We start from the raw sequence: 13,710 nt of genomic DNA, 5'->3' as shown, positions 1-13,710 counted from the left end.
GTGTCACTGCCAGCGCCGGGCGGCCCAGGCCGAGAGGATAGCGGAAAGCACGCCCCCCAGAAAGAGCGTGGCGATCACGTCAAGCTGAACCGCCGCCGCCCCGAGCCCGAGCCCCTGGGCGATGACGTCGGTCAGGGCCTCGCTCAGCCCGTGATAGCGGCCGCGCAGCATCCGCGCCATCATCTGCAGCGCACCAAGATAGAGCAGCACCGTCAGCGCCAGCCACAGCGCGGCGCGCAGCCCGACACGGGCCGCCCCGGCCATCGTCGCCTGCGGCGCCCGGCCGATCACCCGCCAGCCGATCAGCCAGCCGAAGGACATCGACATCAGCCCGGCTCCCTGGTCCCGCGTCCCGGCCGGCAGGTAGGGCAGAATCGCCGAGGCGGTGAAGAGGCCGGTGAGCGCAAGCCCGACCCCGGCGACCAGCTTCGCCGCCGTCGGAAGCGCTCCGCGCGAGCTGCGCAGGATCACCCTCTGCATCGGATACCTCGTCACATTCACACTTCGTCAAGCAAGAATGCCTAGCAGCGGAATGTGGCGCAAATGAGGAGCGGCCTCAGCCCTTCAGCGCCTGATAGGCGGCCAGCGCCCGCGCGCGGCCCGCGGCAAGATCGACGAGCGGCGCAGGCGGCGGCGCGGCGGGGTCGAGGTTCCACGACCGCGGCGCGGCCGCGAAGAAGGCCTGCGCCCCGGGCGCGCCGGCGGCCAGATAGTGCCGGCGATAGCGCCCGTCCGGGTCGAACTTCGCCGCCTGCCCCTCGGGGTTGAAGATGCGGAAGAAGGGCGAGGCGTCGGGCCCCGATCCCGCCACCCATTGCCAGCCCATCGCATTCGACGCCGGATCCCAGTCAATCAGCGTCTCGGCGAACCAGGCCAGCCCGACGCGCCAGTCGGTCAGCAGGTGCTTCGTCAGATAGGAGGCCGTGATCATCCGGGCGCGGTTGTGCATCGTGCCGGTGACGAAGAGCTCGCGCATCGCGGCATCGACGAAGGGGGCGCCGGTCTCTCCGCGCCGCCAGCGCTCGGCCGCGGCGCTGTCGCCCTGCCAGGGGAAGGCGTCCCACTCCGGGCGCCAGTTGCGGCTCCCAAGCTCGGGGAAATGGGCCATCAGGTGCCAGGCGAAGTCGCGCCAGACGAGTTCCCTGAGGAAGGTCTCGGCCCCCACCGCCCCCGCCTCCATCCCGGGACGGCCCGCGTGCCAGAGGGTGCGGGCGCTGATCTCGCCCCAGGCGAGGTTCTCGGACAGGCCCGAGGTGCCGGGCTCGGCGGGCAGGTCACGCCGCGCGGCATAGGTCTCGATGCCGCTTTGCAGGAAGCAGTCAAGGCGCGCCAGCGCGGCCACCTCGCCCACCTGTGCATGGCGCGCAACGACCGCCGCGCCACGGTTCATCGCCGCGCCAAGGCGCCAGTCGCCAAGGGCCTCGCTCGCCGGCCAGCTGTGCGGCGGGCGCAGCGCGGTGACGGCGGGCAGCGGCGCCCCCGGATCGCGCCCGCGCACCGCCTTCCAATAGGGGGTGAAGACGCGATAGGGACCGCCCTGCCCGGTCTCGACCGTCCAGGGATCGAACAGCACCTGCCCCGGGAAGGACCGCGCCGCGATGCCCGCGGCCTTCAGCGCCGCCTTGACCGCGGTGTCGCGCGCCTTTGCCGCCGGATCGAGATCGCGGCTCCAGCAGACCGCCGTCGCCCCGGTCTCGGCGATCAGCGCCAAAAGCGTTTCGAGCGCCCCGCCCCGGCGCAGCACCAGCCGCGCGCCGATCCGCCCGAGCGCCGCGTCAAAGGCCGCAAGCGCCGCCCCCAGCCGCCAGCGCGGCGCCGCCCCCCAGGCCTCGGTCCCCGGGTCGAGCACGAAGACCGGGATCACCGGCCGGCCGCTTGCGGCGGCGGCACTCAGGGCTGGATGATCGGCCAGCCGGAAATCCCGCCGCAGCCACAGGATGATCGCCCCATCTTCGCCCATCGCCCGCTCCCCCTGCACCAATCCCGCCTTCCAAGTCCTTGCGAAGGTTCGCTTTCCCAAAGCCTGCCGGCGGCAACTGCCCCTTCGGCAGGCATCGCGCCGCGCTCACGGGCGAAACACGCAGGCCGCACGACAATTTGCTTGTCGTGCCGTTTTCCGCGGTCTAGCGTCGCTTTTGAAGCCCCTCGCAGCTTCCCGCAGCATCCACTCAATACAGGATCACAGTGCTCTGATGAAGAAATCTTCCCTGCTCCTGGCCGGTGTCGCGGCCTCCGTCCTGGCGGCGCCCGCGCTCGCCGCCGACAAGGACCTGCTCGTCTTCGACTGGGCGGGCTTCGAGGTGCCCGGCCTGTTCGAGACCTACAAGGAAAAATACGGCGACAGCCCGACCTATGCCTTCTACGGCGACGATGACGAGGCCTATCAGAAGGTCGCTTCGGGCTTCAAGGCGGACGTCGTGCACCCCTGCTCGCAGATGGTGTCGAAATACCGCGACGCCGGCCTGATCGAGCCCTGGGACGTGTCGAAGATCCCGGCGTTCAAGGACCTCGACCCGAAGTTCCTCGACAGCCCGATCTTCAAGGATGAGGGCGGCGTGTGGTATCTGCCGACCGACTGGGGCGTGACCGCGATCGCCTACAACCCCGAGCAGGTGCCGGCCGAGGATGTGGCGACGCTGCAGGTCTTCGTGAACCCGAAATACAAGGGCCGCACCTCGCTGCCGAACTCGTCGGACGACGTCTGGGCGCTTGCCTATCTGGCGACCGGCGTCACCGACTGGACCAAGGTCACCGACGCACAGTTCCAGGCCGCCGCAGACTGGCTGCGCAAGGCCAACGAGAACGTGCAGAGCTATTGGGCAGACCCCTCGGAGATGTCGCAGATCATGGCCTCGGGCGAAGTGCTCGTCGCCTGGTCGTGGAACGACGGCGTCGCCTACCTCAAGGCCGACAACTACCCCGTCGCCTTCCAGCGCGAGGCGAAGGAAGGCTCGTCGACCTGGTTCTGCGGCTACGTCAACATGAAGAACGCGCCCGGCTCGGAAGAGAAGGCCTATGACTTCATGAATTCCTGGCTGCGCCCCGAAGCGGCCAAGCCGCTGATCGACGAGATCGGCTATGGCCATTCGAACATGAAGGGCATGGCGATGCTCTCGGACGAGGAAAAGCTCGACGCCGGCCTCGGCCCGATCAATGCGCCGATCCTCGCCCAGGTGCCGAACGATCCGAAGCTGCGCGAGAAGCAGCTGGCCGAGTTCGAGAAGATCAAGGCGGGCTACTGAGCCCTGCCCGCAAGGACGGTTCGGGGGCGCCTTCGGGCGCCCCTTTGCATTTGGCCTCAGAAGCTCCAGCCACAGGTCGCGGCAAGCTCGCCCAGATGCGCGCGCAAACCGGAAATATCGAAGATCGCGGTCACCGGTGCCTCGTTATAGGGAATGGTCTGCAGCACCAGCCGATCCTGATCGAGCAGCTCCTTCAGCAGGTCCCCGCCCCACCCCGGCGCGAAGGTTGCCTTGGAATCCGTTGAGACGCCCCAGCGTTCCGTGCGCGCCTTGCCGGCGCCGACCCTGACCACGACGTTTTTCCAGTCCTGATAGACGTCGTGAGAATCGTCACCAAGATAGGTGCCCCAATAGACATAGACCTCGGTCTTGTTCGACCGGCAGCGTGCGTAAAAGGTGATCGTGTCGCCAAAGCGCGTGGCGCCGCTGTCGGCATCCAGCGACAGCACGACGCTCTTGCTGTCGTCGAGCGGACTGGTCGAGCTGTGGCTTCGCCACTTGTCCGCGCCGTCCGGCGCCGCGGGGCTCACGGGCAGATCCTCGGCCAGAAAGGAATAGGTGCCGCACAGCCCCGGGCTGTTGATGTCGACCGGCGCCGTCTGCCCCCGGAAAACATCCATGTTGAGCAGCCGCCCCCCGGGCGCCATGGTGCTTTCGAAGAAGACCACGAATGTCGTCCCCTCGCCAGCGCCACACAGGGTATTGCCGTTCAGCAGCGCGCCGGGATCTGCGGCAAGGCGGAACATCTCGGCAGTTTGCTTGCCGTCGTTGGCCACATCCCAGCTGCGCCAATAGCCGCCTTCGGACACCATCTCGACCTGCGCCCCGGTGCCAAAGGTCATGGTCAGCCGGCTTCCGGGGGTGGCGAACTCGGCCATGCCCGAGAGCCGGATCGGCCCGACAATCGCGCTTGCGGTGTGGCTGAACGGCGCAAAGCTGCGCGCGTCCTGCCACAGATGGTGTTCCACGGCCGACTGCGCCCCTGCCATGCCCGTACAGGACAGTCCGACGCCGGTGATGAAAAGAAACTCTCGAATGCGCATGTGACCGCTCAATGTCTTCCGGAAAGGATGGGGGATTGTCCTGCCCCCGGTGATCCGGGTCAAGCCTTGCCCCGTCCCGCCCCCTTGTGCCGGCCCGCCGCGCCCCCTATATTGGCGCTGTCCGGGGCAACCCGGTCTATGGGCATAAACGCGCACAGAATAAGCGGATCGGACCCGGGGGCGGTACCCGGCGGCTCCACCAAAACTCCCTCGTTGGGGGCACATGGGGCCGAAATAGGATCGACGAACGTCTAAAGGTGTTTGCTTTGTCTCGGTGAGCTACCACCGTCATCGGTGCAAATTGTACAGTTGCCAACGACAACCGTGCTCCGGTGGCTCTGGCTGCGTAAGCAGTTCGAGTACCGAAACTTAAGTCCTTGCGCTTAGCCGCGTAAGGCGGGGCCCGCAGGAGCCTGGCAACAGAATCCTGCACCTTCCCCCTTATTTTTAACGCTTGCGTAATCGCCATCTGCGATTGTCTCTTCATCACGAGACGAGGCGATGCGACAGATGGACAAGCTGCAGATTCTCGATGACTGGTTCCAGCGGGTCTGGATCGGCGGCGCCTATGCCGAGATCGGCTCGTTCTATACCGAAGATTTCCTCGCTTCCGGCGTCATGCCCGGGCTCGAGCTGCGCCCGACCGATTTCGCCGAGCTGATCCCCGCTCTCAAGGAGATGATCTCCGAGCCTTCGGTCACCTACCTGCGCCATTTCGAGAATGACGAGTGGCTGTGGACGCTGATGCTGATCCGCGGCCGCGCCGCCGAGACGCATGCGCCGCTTGAACTGACGGCCCAGATCGCGCTGCGCTTCGAGGGCGACAAGATCGCCGAGGCGCACAACCATTTCGACGTGCTCGCCTTTCTCGAGGGTGTCGGCATGCTGCCGCCCGACACGCTGGCGCTGTGCCTTGCGGGCGAACATCTGGACTAGCGCCCGCCCGCCCGCGCCCCCTCTTCCCTTGCGCGCCAAATCCCCTATGCTGAGCGCAAAGGAAAGGGTCCACGCGATGCGCACAATCGACTACGGCAACCTCATGCACAAAGCCATGCGCGGCCTGATCCAGACCGTGCTGACCGATATCTCGGAAAACGGCCTGCCCGGCGCGCATCACTTCTTCATCACCTTCGACACCCGCCACCCCGAGGTCGAGATGGCCGAGTGGCTGAAGTCGCGCTACCCCGAGGAAATGACCGTGGTGATCCAGCACTGGTTCGAGAATCTCGCCGTCACCGATGACGGCTTCTCGATCACGCTGAACTTCGGCAACAGCCCGGAGCCGCTCTATATCCCCTTCGATGCCGTGCATACCTTCGTCGACCCCTCGGTCGAGTTCGGCCTGCGCTTCGAGACGCAGGATTTCGACGAGGACGAGGAGGAGGACGAAGAAGAAGACGAGGATCAGGCCCCGGTCGTCGAGGCGAAACCGCGCGGCGAGGCCGAGGTCGTCAGCCTCGACAAGTGGCGCAAGTAAGCGCCTGCGGTATACCTCTGCATACTGATTGCAAAACAGGTTCCGGCGTCTTATGACGCCCGGGAAGGTTTTGCGCAATTCACGGAGGCCCAGGATGACCGCAACCCGTACCGAGACCGACAGCTTCGGTCCGCTCGAAGTTCCCGCCGACAAGTACTGGGGCGCGCAGACGCAGCGCTCGGTGATGAACTTCCCGATCGGCTGGGAACGTCAGCCGAAGCCGATCATCCGTGCCCTCGGCGTGATCAAGAAGGCCGCCGCGCAGGTGAACAAGGCGCAGGGCGACCTGGACGCGCAGATCGCCGACGCGATCGCCGCCGCCGCCACCGAGGTGATCGAGGGCAAGTTCGACGACAACTTCCCGCTGGTGGTGTGGCAGACCGGCTCCGGCACGCAGTCGAACATGAACGCGAACGAGGTGATCTCGAACCGTGCGATCGAGATGCTCGGCGGCGTGATGGGCTCGAAGAAGCCGGTGCACCCGAACGACCATTGCAACATGGGCCAGTCGTCGAACGACACCTTCCCGACCGCGATGCATGTCGCGATCGCGATGCAGGCGCGCGACGTGCTGCTGCCGGGGCTCGAGAAGCTCTCGAAGGCGCTCTGGGCGAAGTCCGACGAGTTCAAGGACATCATCAAGATCGGCCGCACCCACACGCAGGATGCGACGCCGCTGACGCTCGGCCAGGAATTCTCGGGCTATGCGACGCAGGTCGACCGCGGCATCGAGCGGGTGAAGCTCGCCCTGCCGCACATCTACGAACTGGCCCAAGGCGGCACCGCCGTCGGCACCGGGCTGAACACCCGCGTCGGCTGGGACAAGCGCATCGCCGCCGCCATCGCCGAGATCACCGGCCTGCCCTTCGTCACCGCGCCGAACAAGTTCGAGGCGCTCGCCGCCCATGACGCGATGGTGTTCTTCTCGGGCGCGCTGAAGACGGTTGCCGCCTCGCTCTTCAAGATCGCGAACGACATGCGCCTCTTGGGCTCGGGCCCGCGCTCGGGTCTGGGCGAGCTCATTCTGCCGGAAAACGAGCCGGGCTCGTCGATCATGCCGGGCAAGGTCAACCCGACCCAGGCCGAGGCGCTGACCATGGTCTGCGCCCATGTCATGGGCAATGACGCGGCGGTGGGCTTTGCCGGCTCGCAGGGCCATTTCGAGCTCAATGTCTACAACCCGATGATGAGCTACAACGTGCTGCAGTCGATGCAGCTCTTGGGCGACTCGGCCTCGGCCTTCACCGACAACATGGTGGTCGGCACCTTGGCGAATGTCGCGCGCATCGACAAGCTGATGAAGGAGAGCCTGATGCTGGTCACCGCGCTCGCGCCCACCATCGGTTACGACGCGGCGACCAAGGTCGCGAAGACCGCGCACAAGAACGGCACCACGCTGCGCGAGGAAGCGATCGCGCTCGGCTATGTCGATGGCGAGACCTTCGACCGCATCGTGCGCCCCGAGGACATGATCGGCCCGAAGGGCTGATCGGCCAAGGCGCAGAGGCGCCGGACGAAAAACCAAAAGGCGGCCCTCACCGGCCGCCTTTTTGCTTGTCCGGCCGTCGCAAGAGGGGGCGCTGCCCCCGGCCTGCGGCCTCCCCCGAGGTATTTTTGCCAAGAAGAAAGACCGTGGCGTTTTTTCTTGGCGCAAATACTCCGGGGGGAGGCCGCAGGCCGTGGGGGGCCGCGCCCCCCTCCCCGGCTCAGGGCGTGACCGCGGAAAGGATGAAGCCCGAGGCCGGGGCGTAGCTGTCGTAAAGCGCGCGCGCCGTCGTGTTCGTCTCGGCGGTGAGCCAGCGCACCGAGCCGTAGCCGCGCGCCCGGGCAAAGGCGCGGACATGGTCGATCAGCGCCCGGCCGACGCCCTGCCCCCGCGCCTCGGGCAGGGTGAAGAGGTCGCTCAGGTAAACCACCATGCCCCCCGAGAGCGAGCGATGCATCAGCGAATACTGCACAAGGCCCAGGGCGCGGCCGGTCTCGTCACGGGCGATGTCGGCCCAGTAGGGTTCGGTTTCCGAGCGGATCCAGTCCCACACCTGCGGCTCGGCCGCCTGCGCGTCGGTCTTGTAGAAGGCTGCATAGGCGCGGAAGAGCGTCTCCCACTCGGGGCGGTCAGCGGGGCGGACGGGGGTGATGGCGAGGGTCATGGGGCACTCCTTTTCCCCAAGGGACCCCGCCCACGTGGCAGGCGCAAGGGGACAAAATGGCAGCCGGGGTGCAGGTTTGGCGAGATCCGCCCGCCATCTTGCCCCCTTGCGCCCGACGCGCCCGGGCGCTTTTCTGGCGCGAACCACCGGAGAGCCCATGCAGACCCTGACGCAATCGCCGCTCGATCCCGCCTTCGTGCAGACCCCCTACCCGTTCTATGACCGGGTGCGGACGGCGGGGGCCTTCGCGTTCTGGCAAGACTATGACCTGCCGGTCTCGGCCCGCGCCGTGGTGGTCGGTGCCGCGCTGCGCGACCGCCGGCTTGGCCGCGAGGCGCCGCCCGAGCACGCGCCCGAGATTCCGCCCCATCTCGCCCCGTTCTACGCGGTCGAGGCGCATTCGATGCTGGAGCTGGAGCCCCCGCGCCACACCCGGCTGCGGCGGCTGGTGCTGCGCGCCTTCACCTCGGCGCGGATCGCGGCGCTCGGGCCCGAGATCGAGCAGCTCGCCGAAGAGCTGATCGGCCGTTTCCCCGCAGGCGGCGGCGATCTGCTCGCCCATTTCGCCCGGCCGCTGCCGGTGATTATCATCGCGCGCCTGCTCGGCGTGCCCGAAGAGCGCGCCGATGACCTGCTCACCTGGTCGAACGCGATGGTCGGCATGTATCAGGCCCGCCGCACCCGCGAGAGCGAGGCCGCCGCGATCGCCGCGACCGAGGCCTTCGTCGACTTCCTCGGCCGCTATGTCGAGGAGCGCCGGCGCCGCCCAGGCCAGGACCTGATCACCGAGCTGATCGCCGCCGAGGAGGCGGGCGATCGGCTCAGCCGCGACGAGCTGATCGCGACCTGCATCCTGCTGCTGAACGCCGGGCACGAGGCGACCGTGCACACCATCGGCAACGGGGTGAAGACGCTTCTCGAAACCGGCACCGGCGCCGATTGGCTGACGCCCGAGCGGATCGAGGGCACGGTCGAGGAGATCTTCCGCTTCGATCCGCCGCTGCATCTCTTCACCCGCTGGGTCTACGAGGACCTCGAGATCGGCGGTCAGGCCTTTCGCCGCGGCGACCGGGTCGGACTGCTGCTCGCCGGTGCGAACCGCGATCCGGGGCCGTGGGAGGAGCCCGCCCGCTTCAACCCCGCAAGGCCGCAGCAGGTGAATTTCAGCTTCGGCGCCGGGGCGCATTTCTGCATCGGCGCGCCGCTTGCGCGGCTCGAGCTGCAGCGCGCGCTGCCGGTGCTGTTCCGGGCCTTGCCCGATCTGCGGCTGGCCGTGGCCCCGCGGTATGCCGACCTTTACCATTTCCACGGGCTCGAACGGCTCGACCTGTCATGGTGAGCGCCGCCCCGTCTTTTCCGCGCCCGCGCGATATGGCACAGTCATCCCATGGCTGACGTGACCAATCTCAACCGCTTCCGCAAGCAGAAGGCCCGCGCCGAGAAACGCGCGCAGGGCGACGAGAATGCCGCGAAATTCGGCCGCACCAAGGCGCAGCGCACGCTTGAGGAAACGCAGGCCGCGCAGGCCCGCGCCCGGCTCGACGCGCACCGGCGCGAGGGCGACGAGACACCATGAGCCGGCCGCGCAAGCATTCGCTGACGCTGCACGGGCACCGCACCTCGGTGTCGCTCGAGGACGAATTCTGGACCGGGCTGCGCGAGATCGCGGCCGGGCGCGGCCTCGGCATCAACGAGATCGTCACCGAGATCGACGATGCGCGGGTGACCGAATCCGGGCTGGCAACGGCGATCCGGCTTGCCGTGCTGCGCCACTATCGCGCGCGGGCGGGCTCAGCCGGGTAGCGCGCCGCGCACCAGCGCCTCGCCGGCCGCGGCCAGCTCCTTGCGCCCGGCAAAGGCCGACACTTCGAGCGGCGGATGGAACACCACCTCGACCCAGCCCTGCCGCGGCGCCGCCAGCACCTTGAGCAGATGCGGCCCGAAGGTCATGTCGCCCCACCAGCCGTAAAAGCGCGGGTCCTCGCCCTCGGGGGCATTGTAGACCACCGTCACCGGCTGCACCCGCATCACCTTGTTGAGCCCGTCACCGTAGAAGGCCTGAAACAGCGTCGGCTTGAACGGCAGCACGCGGCGGCCGTCGGTCGAGGTGCCCTCGGGGAAGAACAGCAGGTGGTGGCCGGCGCGGATGCGCGCCTCGAACAGCGCCTGCTGCGCCTTCGCCTCGCGCGGGTCGCGGCGGATGAAGACGGTGCCGGTTGCACGCGCCAGAACGCCGATGCCGGGCCAGCGCGCGACCTCGGCTTTCGAGACGAAATAGACCTTCTGGCAGGCGTTGAGCGAGAAGATGTCGAGCCAGGACACATGGTTCGCCACCACTGCGCCGATCTCGGTCATCGGCGCGCCCCGGACGCGGTAGCGGATGCCCATCAGCGGGAAGACGGCACGGCACACGGCGCGGGTGATGTGCGGCGTCCAAGGCCGCGCAGCGCCGTGCAGCGGCCGCTCGATCAGCCGCACCAGCAGCAGCAGCGTCAGCCCGCCATAGATCACCGTGGCCATCGCCCCGCCCCGGCGCAGCACGCGCAGCTTGCCCGCAAGGCTCAGCGGCGCGACATCGGGTTCGGGCTCGCCATGCCAGGTCGGGCTCACGGCTTTGCCTCGGCGCGGCGGGTGTAGAACTCGCGGTGCTTGTCGGACATCGCCTGCGTGTCCATCAGCAACAGCACATCGGTGGTGTTGAAGGGCGCGTCGATGAAGGCCCCCTCGCCCACGAAGCCGCCAAGCCGCAGGTAGGCCTTGATCAGGTTCGGCATCTCGGCCATCGCCTGACGGCGGTCGAGCTCGGCCTCGGGCACCAGGTCCATCGGCTGGAAATGTTCGGCCAGCGCCCGCACGCGCAACGCCTCGGGGGCGAGGTGGTGGTGGTGCAGCCAGGCGAGCGGCATCCGCAACGCCGCGGCATCGGTGCCGTGGAAGGAAGCGACGCCGAAGAGAATCTCGATCCCGTTCGCCAGCACGTAATCGGCAAGCCCGTTCCAAAGCATCAGCATCGCCGCCCCGCCGCGGTGATCGGGGTGCACGCAGGAGCGGCCGAGTTCGAGCAGCTTGCGCCCCGAGCGGCGCAGCGCCGTCAGGTCGTATTCGTTGTCGCAATAATAGCGGCCGAAACGCTCGGCCCGGTCCGACGGCAAAAGCCGGTAGGCGCCGACGACATGGTCGAGATCGTCCGGGTTGCGCGTGGGGTCGATCAGCACGAGATGGTCATAGACCACATCGAATTCGTCGATCTCGAGCCGGCCGTCGTGATCGACGAGCGGCCCGTCCCCGCCGAGCTCCTCGACGAAGACCTCGTAGCGCAGCCGTTGCGACGCCTTCAGATCACGCGCATCGCGCGCCAGGCGGATTTCATACGCGAGCGGTTCGAAAACCATCAGCACCAACCCCTTGTCCCTGCCGCGTTTCTAGGACAGGCGGCGGGCGCGATGCAATGCCGCGCGGCGTGTTCCATCGCGTCTTGATTCCCGCGCCGGCTGTGCGATGGTCGGAAACCCCAGGCCAGGCTGAAAGTTAACGCTTTCTCAACCCTGGTCTGGAATAACGAGGAACAACTGGACCCTGCGTCCGTCGATCACCTGTTTGCCCGCATGCTCGAAATTCACCGTGACTTTCTCGCCGACACGCGACTGCACCTGACCGACGCCCCAGTCCGGCGCCTGGGGATTGCGCACCAGCATCCCCGGTTCGAGAAATTCGTTCATCCTGCTCTCACCTCCGGATTGCGCCATGCAGACTGACCTGCCCGAGACCGAAGCCGATCTGGCGGCCCTCGTCGGATCGCGACTCTGCCACGACCTTATCAGCCCATTGGGCGCGATCGGCAACGGGGTGGAGCTGCTGACGATGTCGGGCGTGGCGATGAGCCCAGAGTTGCAGCTGATCGCGGAAAGCATCGCCTCGGCCAATGCCCGGGTGAAGTTCTTCCGCATCGCCTTCGGCCAGGCCAGCGCCGAACACCGCCTCGGCCGGCCCGAGCTGGTGACGCTGATGAAGGCGCTGTCGCAGGGCGGGCGCATGGCCTACGACTGGCAGGTCGAGGGCGACCAGCCGCGCCGCGCGGTCAAGCTCGCCCTCCTCGCGATCCTTTGCCTCGAGCCGGCCTTGCCGCGCGGCGGCACCATCACCATCCGGCACGAGGATGGCGCGTGGCTGGTGAGCGCCAGGGCAGAGCGCACGAAACCCGACCCGGCCCTGTGGGCGAACCTTGATGGCGAGCCGAGCGCGATCAGCCCGGCGCAGGTGCAGTTCGCCCTGCTGCCGCGTGCGGCGGCGGCGCAGGGGCGCACGTTGCGGTGGGAGATCTCCGACACCGGCGCCGCCATCGCCTTCTGAGAAAAAGGCCCCGCAGCGCTGCGGGGCCTTGGTCTTTCCGGATCCCGTGTCCGGGCTCAGCTGCGGCAGGTGCCGTCGCCGGTGACCAGATACTTGAACGAGGTCAGCTGCTCCGCCCCCACCGGGCCGCGCGCATGCAGCTTGCCGGTGGCGATGCCGATCTCGGCGCCCATGCCGAACTCGCCGCCATCCGCAAACTGCGTCGAGGCGTTGCGCATCAGGATCGCCGAATCGAGCCGCTGGAAGAACCGCGCCGCCACCGCGTCATCCTCGGTCAGGATCGATTCGGTATGGTTCGAGCCATAGCGGCGGATATGGGCGATGGCGCCGTCGACACCGTCGACGATCTTCGCCGCACAGATCATGTCGAGGAACTCGCGGCCGAAATCGTCGGGCGCGGCGGGCACCGTGCCCGGCACCTTCAGCAGATCGCCCTCGGTGCGCACCTCGACGCCCGCGGCGACCAGATCCTCGACCAGCACCGGCCCGTGCTTTTCATAGAAAGCCCGGTCGATCAGCAGGCATTCCATCGCGCCGCAAATCCCGGTGCGCCGGGTCTTGGCGTTCAGCACCACCCGCCGTGCCTTGGCGACATCGGCCGCGCCATCGGCGTAGATGTGGCAGATCCCCTCGAGATGGGCAAAGACCGGCACCCGCGCCTCGCGCTGCACGAGACCCACAAGCCCCTTGCCGCCACGCGGCACGATCACGTCGATGAAGGCCACGGCGTGCAGCATCTCGGTCACCACCGCACGGTCGCGGGTGGGGACAAGCTGGATCGCCGCCTCGGGCAGGCCGGCAGCGCGCAGCCCCTCGACCATGCAGGCATGGATCGCCCGGCTCGACTGGAAGCTTTCCGATCCGCCGCGCAGGATCACCGCATTGCCGGCCTTCAGGCACAGCGCACCGGCATCCGCCGTCACGTTCGGCCGCGATTCATAGATCACCCCGATCACGCCAAGCGGCGTGCGCACGCGCTGGATGTGCAGCCCCGTGGGCCGGTCCCATTCGGTAATGACCGTGCCGACCGGATCGGGCTGCGCGGCGACCGCGCGCAGCCCGGCGACGATCGAGGCGACCCGCCCCTCGTCAAGCTTCAGCCGGTCGAGCATCGCGGGCGTCAGCCCCTTCTCGGTCCCAAAGGCCATATCCTCGGCATTGGCGGCGAGAATCCCCGCCATGTTCGCCAGCACCGCATCGGCGGCCGCGGTCAGCGCCGCCTCCTTGGCAGCCGCTGGCGCATAGGCAAGCTCGGCGGCCGCGGCGCGCGCGGCGGCGCCCATGGTGTCGATCAGGCTTTTGGCGTCAAATGCGTCCGTCATGGCAGGCTCCTTCGCTGTCGGTCCGATATAGGACCGGCGCAGGAACCGGGCAAGCGCGCAGGCGCCCCGGACGTGTCAATGCGCAGCTTTCGGGCCGCGCAGGAGACAGGTCATGTTCCGGAAGGG

The 13,710-nt window shown here is 67.8% G+C and carries 16 protein-coding genes and 1 other RNA gene; 9 read left to right on the top strand and 8 right to left on the bottom strand.

Annotated elements, in window-relative coordinates:
• Window positions 1-3: 3 nt before the first annotated feature.
• Both EOW66_RS03670 and EOW66_RS03665 read right to left on the bottom strand, forming a co-directional pair.
• Window positions 4-480 (bottom strand): TrgA family protein, encoded by a 477-nt coding sequence (locus tag EOW66_RS03670; RefSeq protein ID WP_128154942.1) that lies wholly within the window; start codon window positions 478-480, stop codon window positions 4-6.
• 76 nt (window positions 481-556) lie between these two features.
• Window positions 557-1,960 carry a cryptochrome/photolyase family protein gene (locus tag EOW66_RS03665; RefSeq protein ID WP_128154940.1) on the bottom strand — a complete coding sequence of 468 codons (1,404 nt, stop codon included), beginning with the start codon at window positions 1,958-1,960 and terminating at the stop codon, window positions 557-559.
• Between the two features lie 232 nt (window positions 1,961-2,192).
• Here EOW66_RS03665 and EOW66_RS03660 point away from each other — a divergent pair, with 232 nt between their 5' ends.
• Window positions 2,193-3,242, top strand: a complete 1,050-nt coding sequence (locus EOW66_RS03660) for an ABC transporter substrate-binding protein (RefSeq protein ID WP_128154939.1) — start codon at window positions 2,193-2,195, stop codon at window positions 3,240-3,242.
• 56 nt (window positions 3,243-3,298) lie between these two features.
• Here EOW66_RS03660 and EOW66_RS03655 read toward each other — a convergent pair whose 3' ends face one another.
• Window positions 3,299-4,210, bottom strand: coding sequence for a type VI secretion system-associated protein TagO (locus EOW66_RS03655; RefSeq protein ID WP_164881019.1), 912 nt, complete (start codon window positions 4,208-4,210; stop codon window positions 3,299-3,301).
• Between the two features lie 155 nt (window positions 4,211-4,365).
• On the opposite strand from EOW66_RS03655, the gene ssrA reads away from it, so the two are divergent.
• The 4 genes from ssrA (at window position 4,366) to fumC (ending at window position 7,251) form a co-directional block, all read left to right on the top strand.
• Window positions 4,366-4,719: a transfer-messenger RNA gene (gene ssrA, locus EOW66_RS03650) on the top strand.
• Window positions 4,720-4,786: 67 nt separating this feature from the next.
• Window positions 4,787-5,221, top strand: coding sequence for a nuclear transport factor 2 family protein (locus tag EOW66_RS03645; protein ID WP_147243950.1), 435 nt, complete (start codon window positions 4,787-4,789; stop codon window positions 5,219-5,221).
• 76 nt (window positions 5,222-5,297) lie between these two features.
• On the top strand, window positions 5,298-5,762 hold the full coding sequence (locus EOW66_RS03640) for an SspB family protein (protein WP_113900038.1): 465 nt from the start codon (window positions 5,298-5,300) through the stop codon (window positions 5,760-5,762).
• Window positions 5,763-5,856: 94 nt separating this feature from the next.
• Window positions 5,857-7,251, top strand: coding sequence for a class II fumarate hydratase (gene fumC / locus EOW66_RS03635; protein ID WP_128154935.1), 1,395 nt, complete (start codon window positions 5,857-5,859; stop codon window positions 7,249-7,251).
• 217 nt (window positions 7,252-7,468) lie between these two features.
• Here fumC and EOW66_RS03630 read toward each other — a convergent pair whose 3' ends face one another.
• The gene (locus tag EOW66_RS03630) at window positions 7,469-7,912 is read right to left on the bottom strand and encodes a GNAT family N-acetyltransferase (RefSeq protein WP_128154933.1); all 444 of its coding nucleotides are present in this window, start codon (window positions 7,910-7,912) and stop codon (window positions 7,469-7,471) included.
• Between the two features lie 157 nt (window positions 7,913-8,069).
• On the opposite strand from EOW66_RS03630, the gene EOW66_RS03625 reads away from it, so the two are divergent.
• The 3 genes from EOW66_RS03625 to EOW66_RS03615 are packed head-to-tail and all read left to right on the top strand — an operon-like array spanning window position 8,070 to window position 9,715.
• The gene (locus EOW66_RS03625; protein ID WP_128154931.1) at window positions 8,070-9,251 is read left to right on the top strand and encodes a cytochrome P450; all 1,182 of its coding nucleotides are present in this window, start codon (window positions 8,070-8,072) and stop codon (window positions 9,249-9,251) included.
• Between the two features lie 48 nt (window positions 9,252-9,299).
• Entirely contained in the window at window positions 9,300-9,488 is a 189-nt protein-coding gene (locus tag EOW66_RS03620; RefSeq protein WP_128154929.1) for a DUF4169 family protein, read from the top strand.
• On the top strand, window positions 9,485-9,715 hold the full coding sequence (locus EOW66_RS03615; protein ID WP_128154927.1) for a ribbon-helix-helix domain-containing protein: 231 nt from the start codon (window positions 9,485-9,487) through the stop codon (window positions 9,713-9,715). The genes EOW66_RS03620 and EOW66_RS03615 overlap by 4 nt, the downstream gene beginning before the upstream one ends.
• On the opposite strand, the gene EOW66_RS03610 is transcribed toward EOW66_RS03615, so the two are convergent.
• The 3 genes from EOW66_RS03610 to EOW66_RS03600 form a co-directional block, all read right to left on the bottom strand.
• On the bottom strand, window positions 9,704-10,522 hold the full coding sequence (locus tag EOW66_RS03610) for a lysophospholipid acyltransferase family protein (protein WP_239017485.1): 819 nt from the start codon (window positions 10,520-10,522) through the stop codon (window positions 9,704-9,706). The genes EOW66_RS03615 and EOW66_RS03610 overlap by 12 nt on opposite strands.
• Complete coding sequence (locus tag EOW66_RS03605) at window positions 10,519-11,304, bottom strand: GNAT family N-acetyltransferase (protein WP_128154925.1); 786 nt, start codon at window positions 11,302-11,304, stop codon at window positions 10,519-10,521. The genes EOW66_RS03610 and EOW66_RS03605 overlap by 4 nt, the downstream gene beginning before the upstream one ends.
• A gap of 147 nt (window positions 11,305-11,451) precedes the next feature.
• Window positions 11,452-11,631, bottom strand: a complete 180-nt coding sequence (locus tag EOW66_RS03600) for a DUF3553 domain-containing protein (RefSeq protein WP_113900145.1) — start codon at window positions 11,629-11,631, stop codon at window positions 11,452-11,454.
• 25 nt (window positions 11,632-11,656) lie between these two features.
• Here EOW66_RS03600 and EOW66_RS03595 point away from each other — a divergent pair, with 25 nt between their 5' ends.
• Window positions 11,657-12,262: a histidine phosphotransferase family protein gene (locus EOW66_RS03595; protein ID WP_128154924.1), complete on the top strand. Its 606-nt coding sequence runs from the start codon at window positions 11,657-11,659 to the stop codon at window positions 12,260-12,262.
• 56 nt (window positions 12,263-12,318) lie between these two features.
• Here the strand turns inward: EOW66_RS03595 and EOW66_RS03590 are convergent, their stop codons facing one another.
• Window positions 12,319-13,584, bottom strand: coding sequence for a glutamate-5-semialdehyde dehydrogenase (locus tag EOW66_RS03590; RefSeq protein ID WP_128154922.1), 1,266 nt, complete (start codon window positions 13,582-13,584; stop codon window positions 12,319-12,321).
• Window positions 13,585-13,710: the final 126 nt, after the last annotated feature.

Origin of the sequence: Paenirhodobacter huangdaonensis (assembly GCF_004022465.1) — a bacterium.
GTDB lineage: Bacteria > Pseudomonadota > Alphaproteobacteria > Rhodobacterales > Rhodobacteraceae > Rhodobacter > Rhodobacter huangdaonensis.
Note: the sequence above shows the minus strand (reverse complement) of the source record. Positions and strands in the feature narration are given on the sequence as shown.

What these genes read in the sequence shown, in the direction of transcription:
- EOW66_RS03670 (WP_128154942.1), bottom strand. Translation starts at nt 480, where the DNA reads ATGCAGAGGGTGATCCTGCGCAGCTCGCGCGGAGCGCTTCCGACGGCG.
- EOW66_RS03665 (WP_128154940.1), bottom strand. Translation starts at nt 1,960, where the DNA reads ATGGGCGAAGATGGGGCGATCATCCTGTGGCTGCGGCGGGATTTCCGG.
- EOW66_RS03660 (WP_128154939.1), top strand. Translation starts at nt 2,193, where the DNA reads ATGAAGAAATCTTCCCTGCTCCTGGCCGGTGTCGCGGCCTCCGTCCTG.
- EOW66_RS03645 (WP_147243950.1), top strand. Translation starts at nt 4,787, where the DNA reads ATGCGACAGATGGACAAGCTGCAGATTCTCGATGACTGGTTCCAGCGG.
- EOW66_RS03640 (WP_113900038.1), top strand. Translation starts at nt 5,298, where the DNA reads ATGCGCACAATCGACTACGGCAACCTCATGCACAAAGCCATGCGCGGC.
- fumC (WP_128154935.1), top strand. Translation starts at nt 5,857, where the DNA reads ATGACCGCAACCCGTACCGAGACCGACAGCTTCGGTCCGCTCGAAGTT.
- EOW66_RS03630 (WP_128154933.1), bottom strand. Translation starts at nt 7,912, where the DNA reads ATGACCCTCGCCATCACCCCCGTCCGCCCCGCTGACCGCCCCGAGTGG.
- EOW66_RS03625 (WP_128154931.1), top strand. Translation starts at nt 8,070, where the DNA reads ATGCAGACCCTGACGCAATCGCCGCTCGATCCCGCCTTCGTGCAGACC.
- EOW66_RS03620 (WP_128154929.1), top strand. Translation starts at nt 9,300, where the DNA reads ATGGCTGACGTGACCAATCTCAACCGCTTCCGCAAGCAGAAGGCCCGC.
- EOW66_RS03615 (WP_128154927.1), top strand. Translation starts at nt 9,485, where the DNA reads ATGAGCCGGCCGCGCAAGCATTCGCTGACGCTGCACGGGCACCGCACC.
- EOW66_RS03605 (WP_128154925.1), bottom strand. Translation starts at nt 11,304, where the DNA reads ATGGTTTTCGAACCGCTCGCGTATGAAATCCGCCTGGCGCGCGATGCG.
- EOW66_RS03600 (WP_113900145.1), bottom strand. Translation starts at nt 11,631, where the DNA reads ATGAACGAATTTCTCGAACCGGGGATGCTGGTGCGCAATCCCCAGGCG.
- EOW66_RS03595 (WP_128154924.1), top strand. Translation starts at nt 11,657, where the DNA reads ATGCAGACTGACCTGCCCGAGACCGAAGCCGATCTGGCGGCCCTCGTC.
- EOW66_RS03590 (WP_128154922.1), bottom strand. Translation starts at nt 13,584, where the DNA reads ATGACGGACGCATTTGACGCCAAAAGCCTGATCGACACCATGGGCGCC.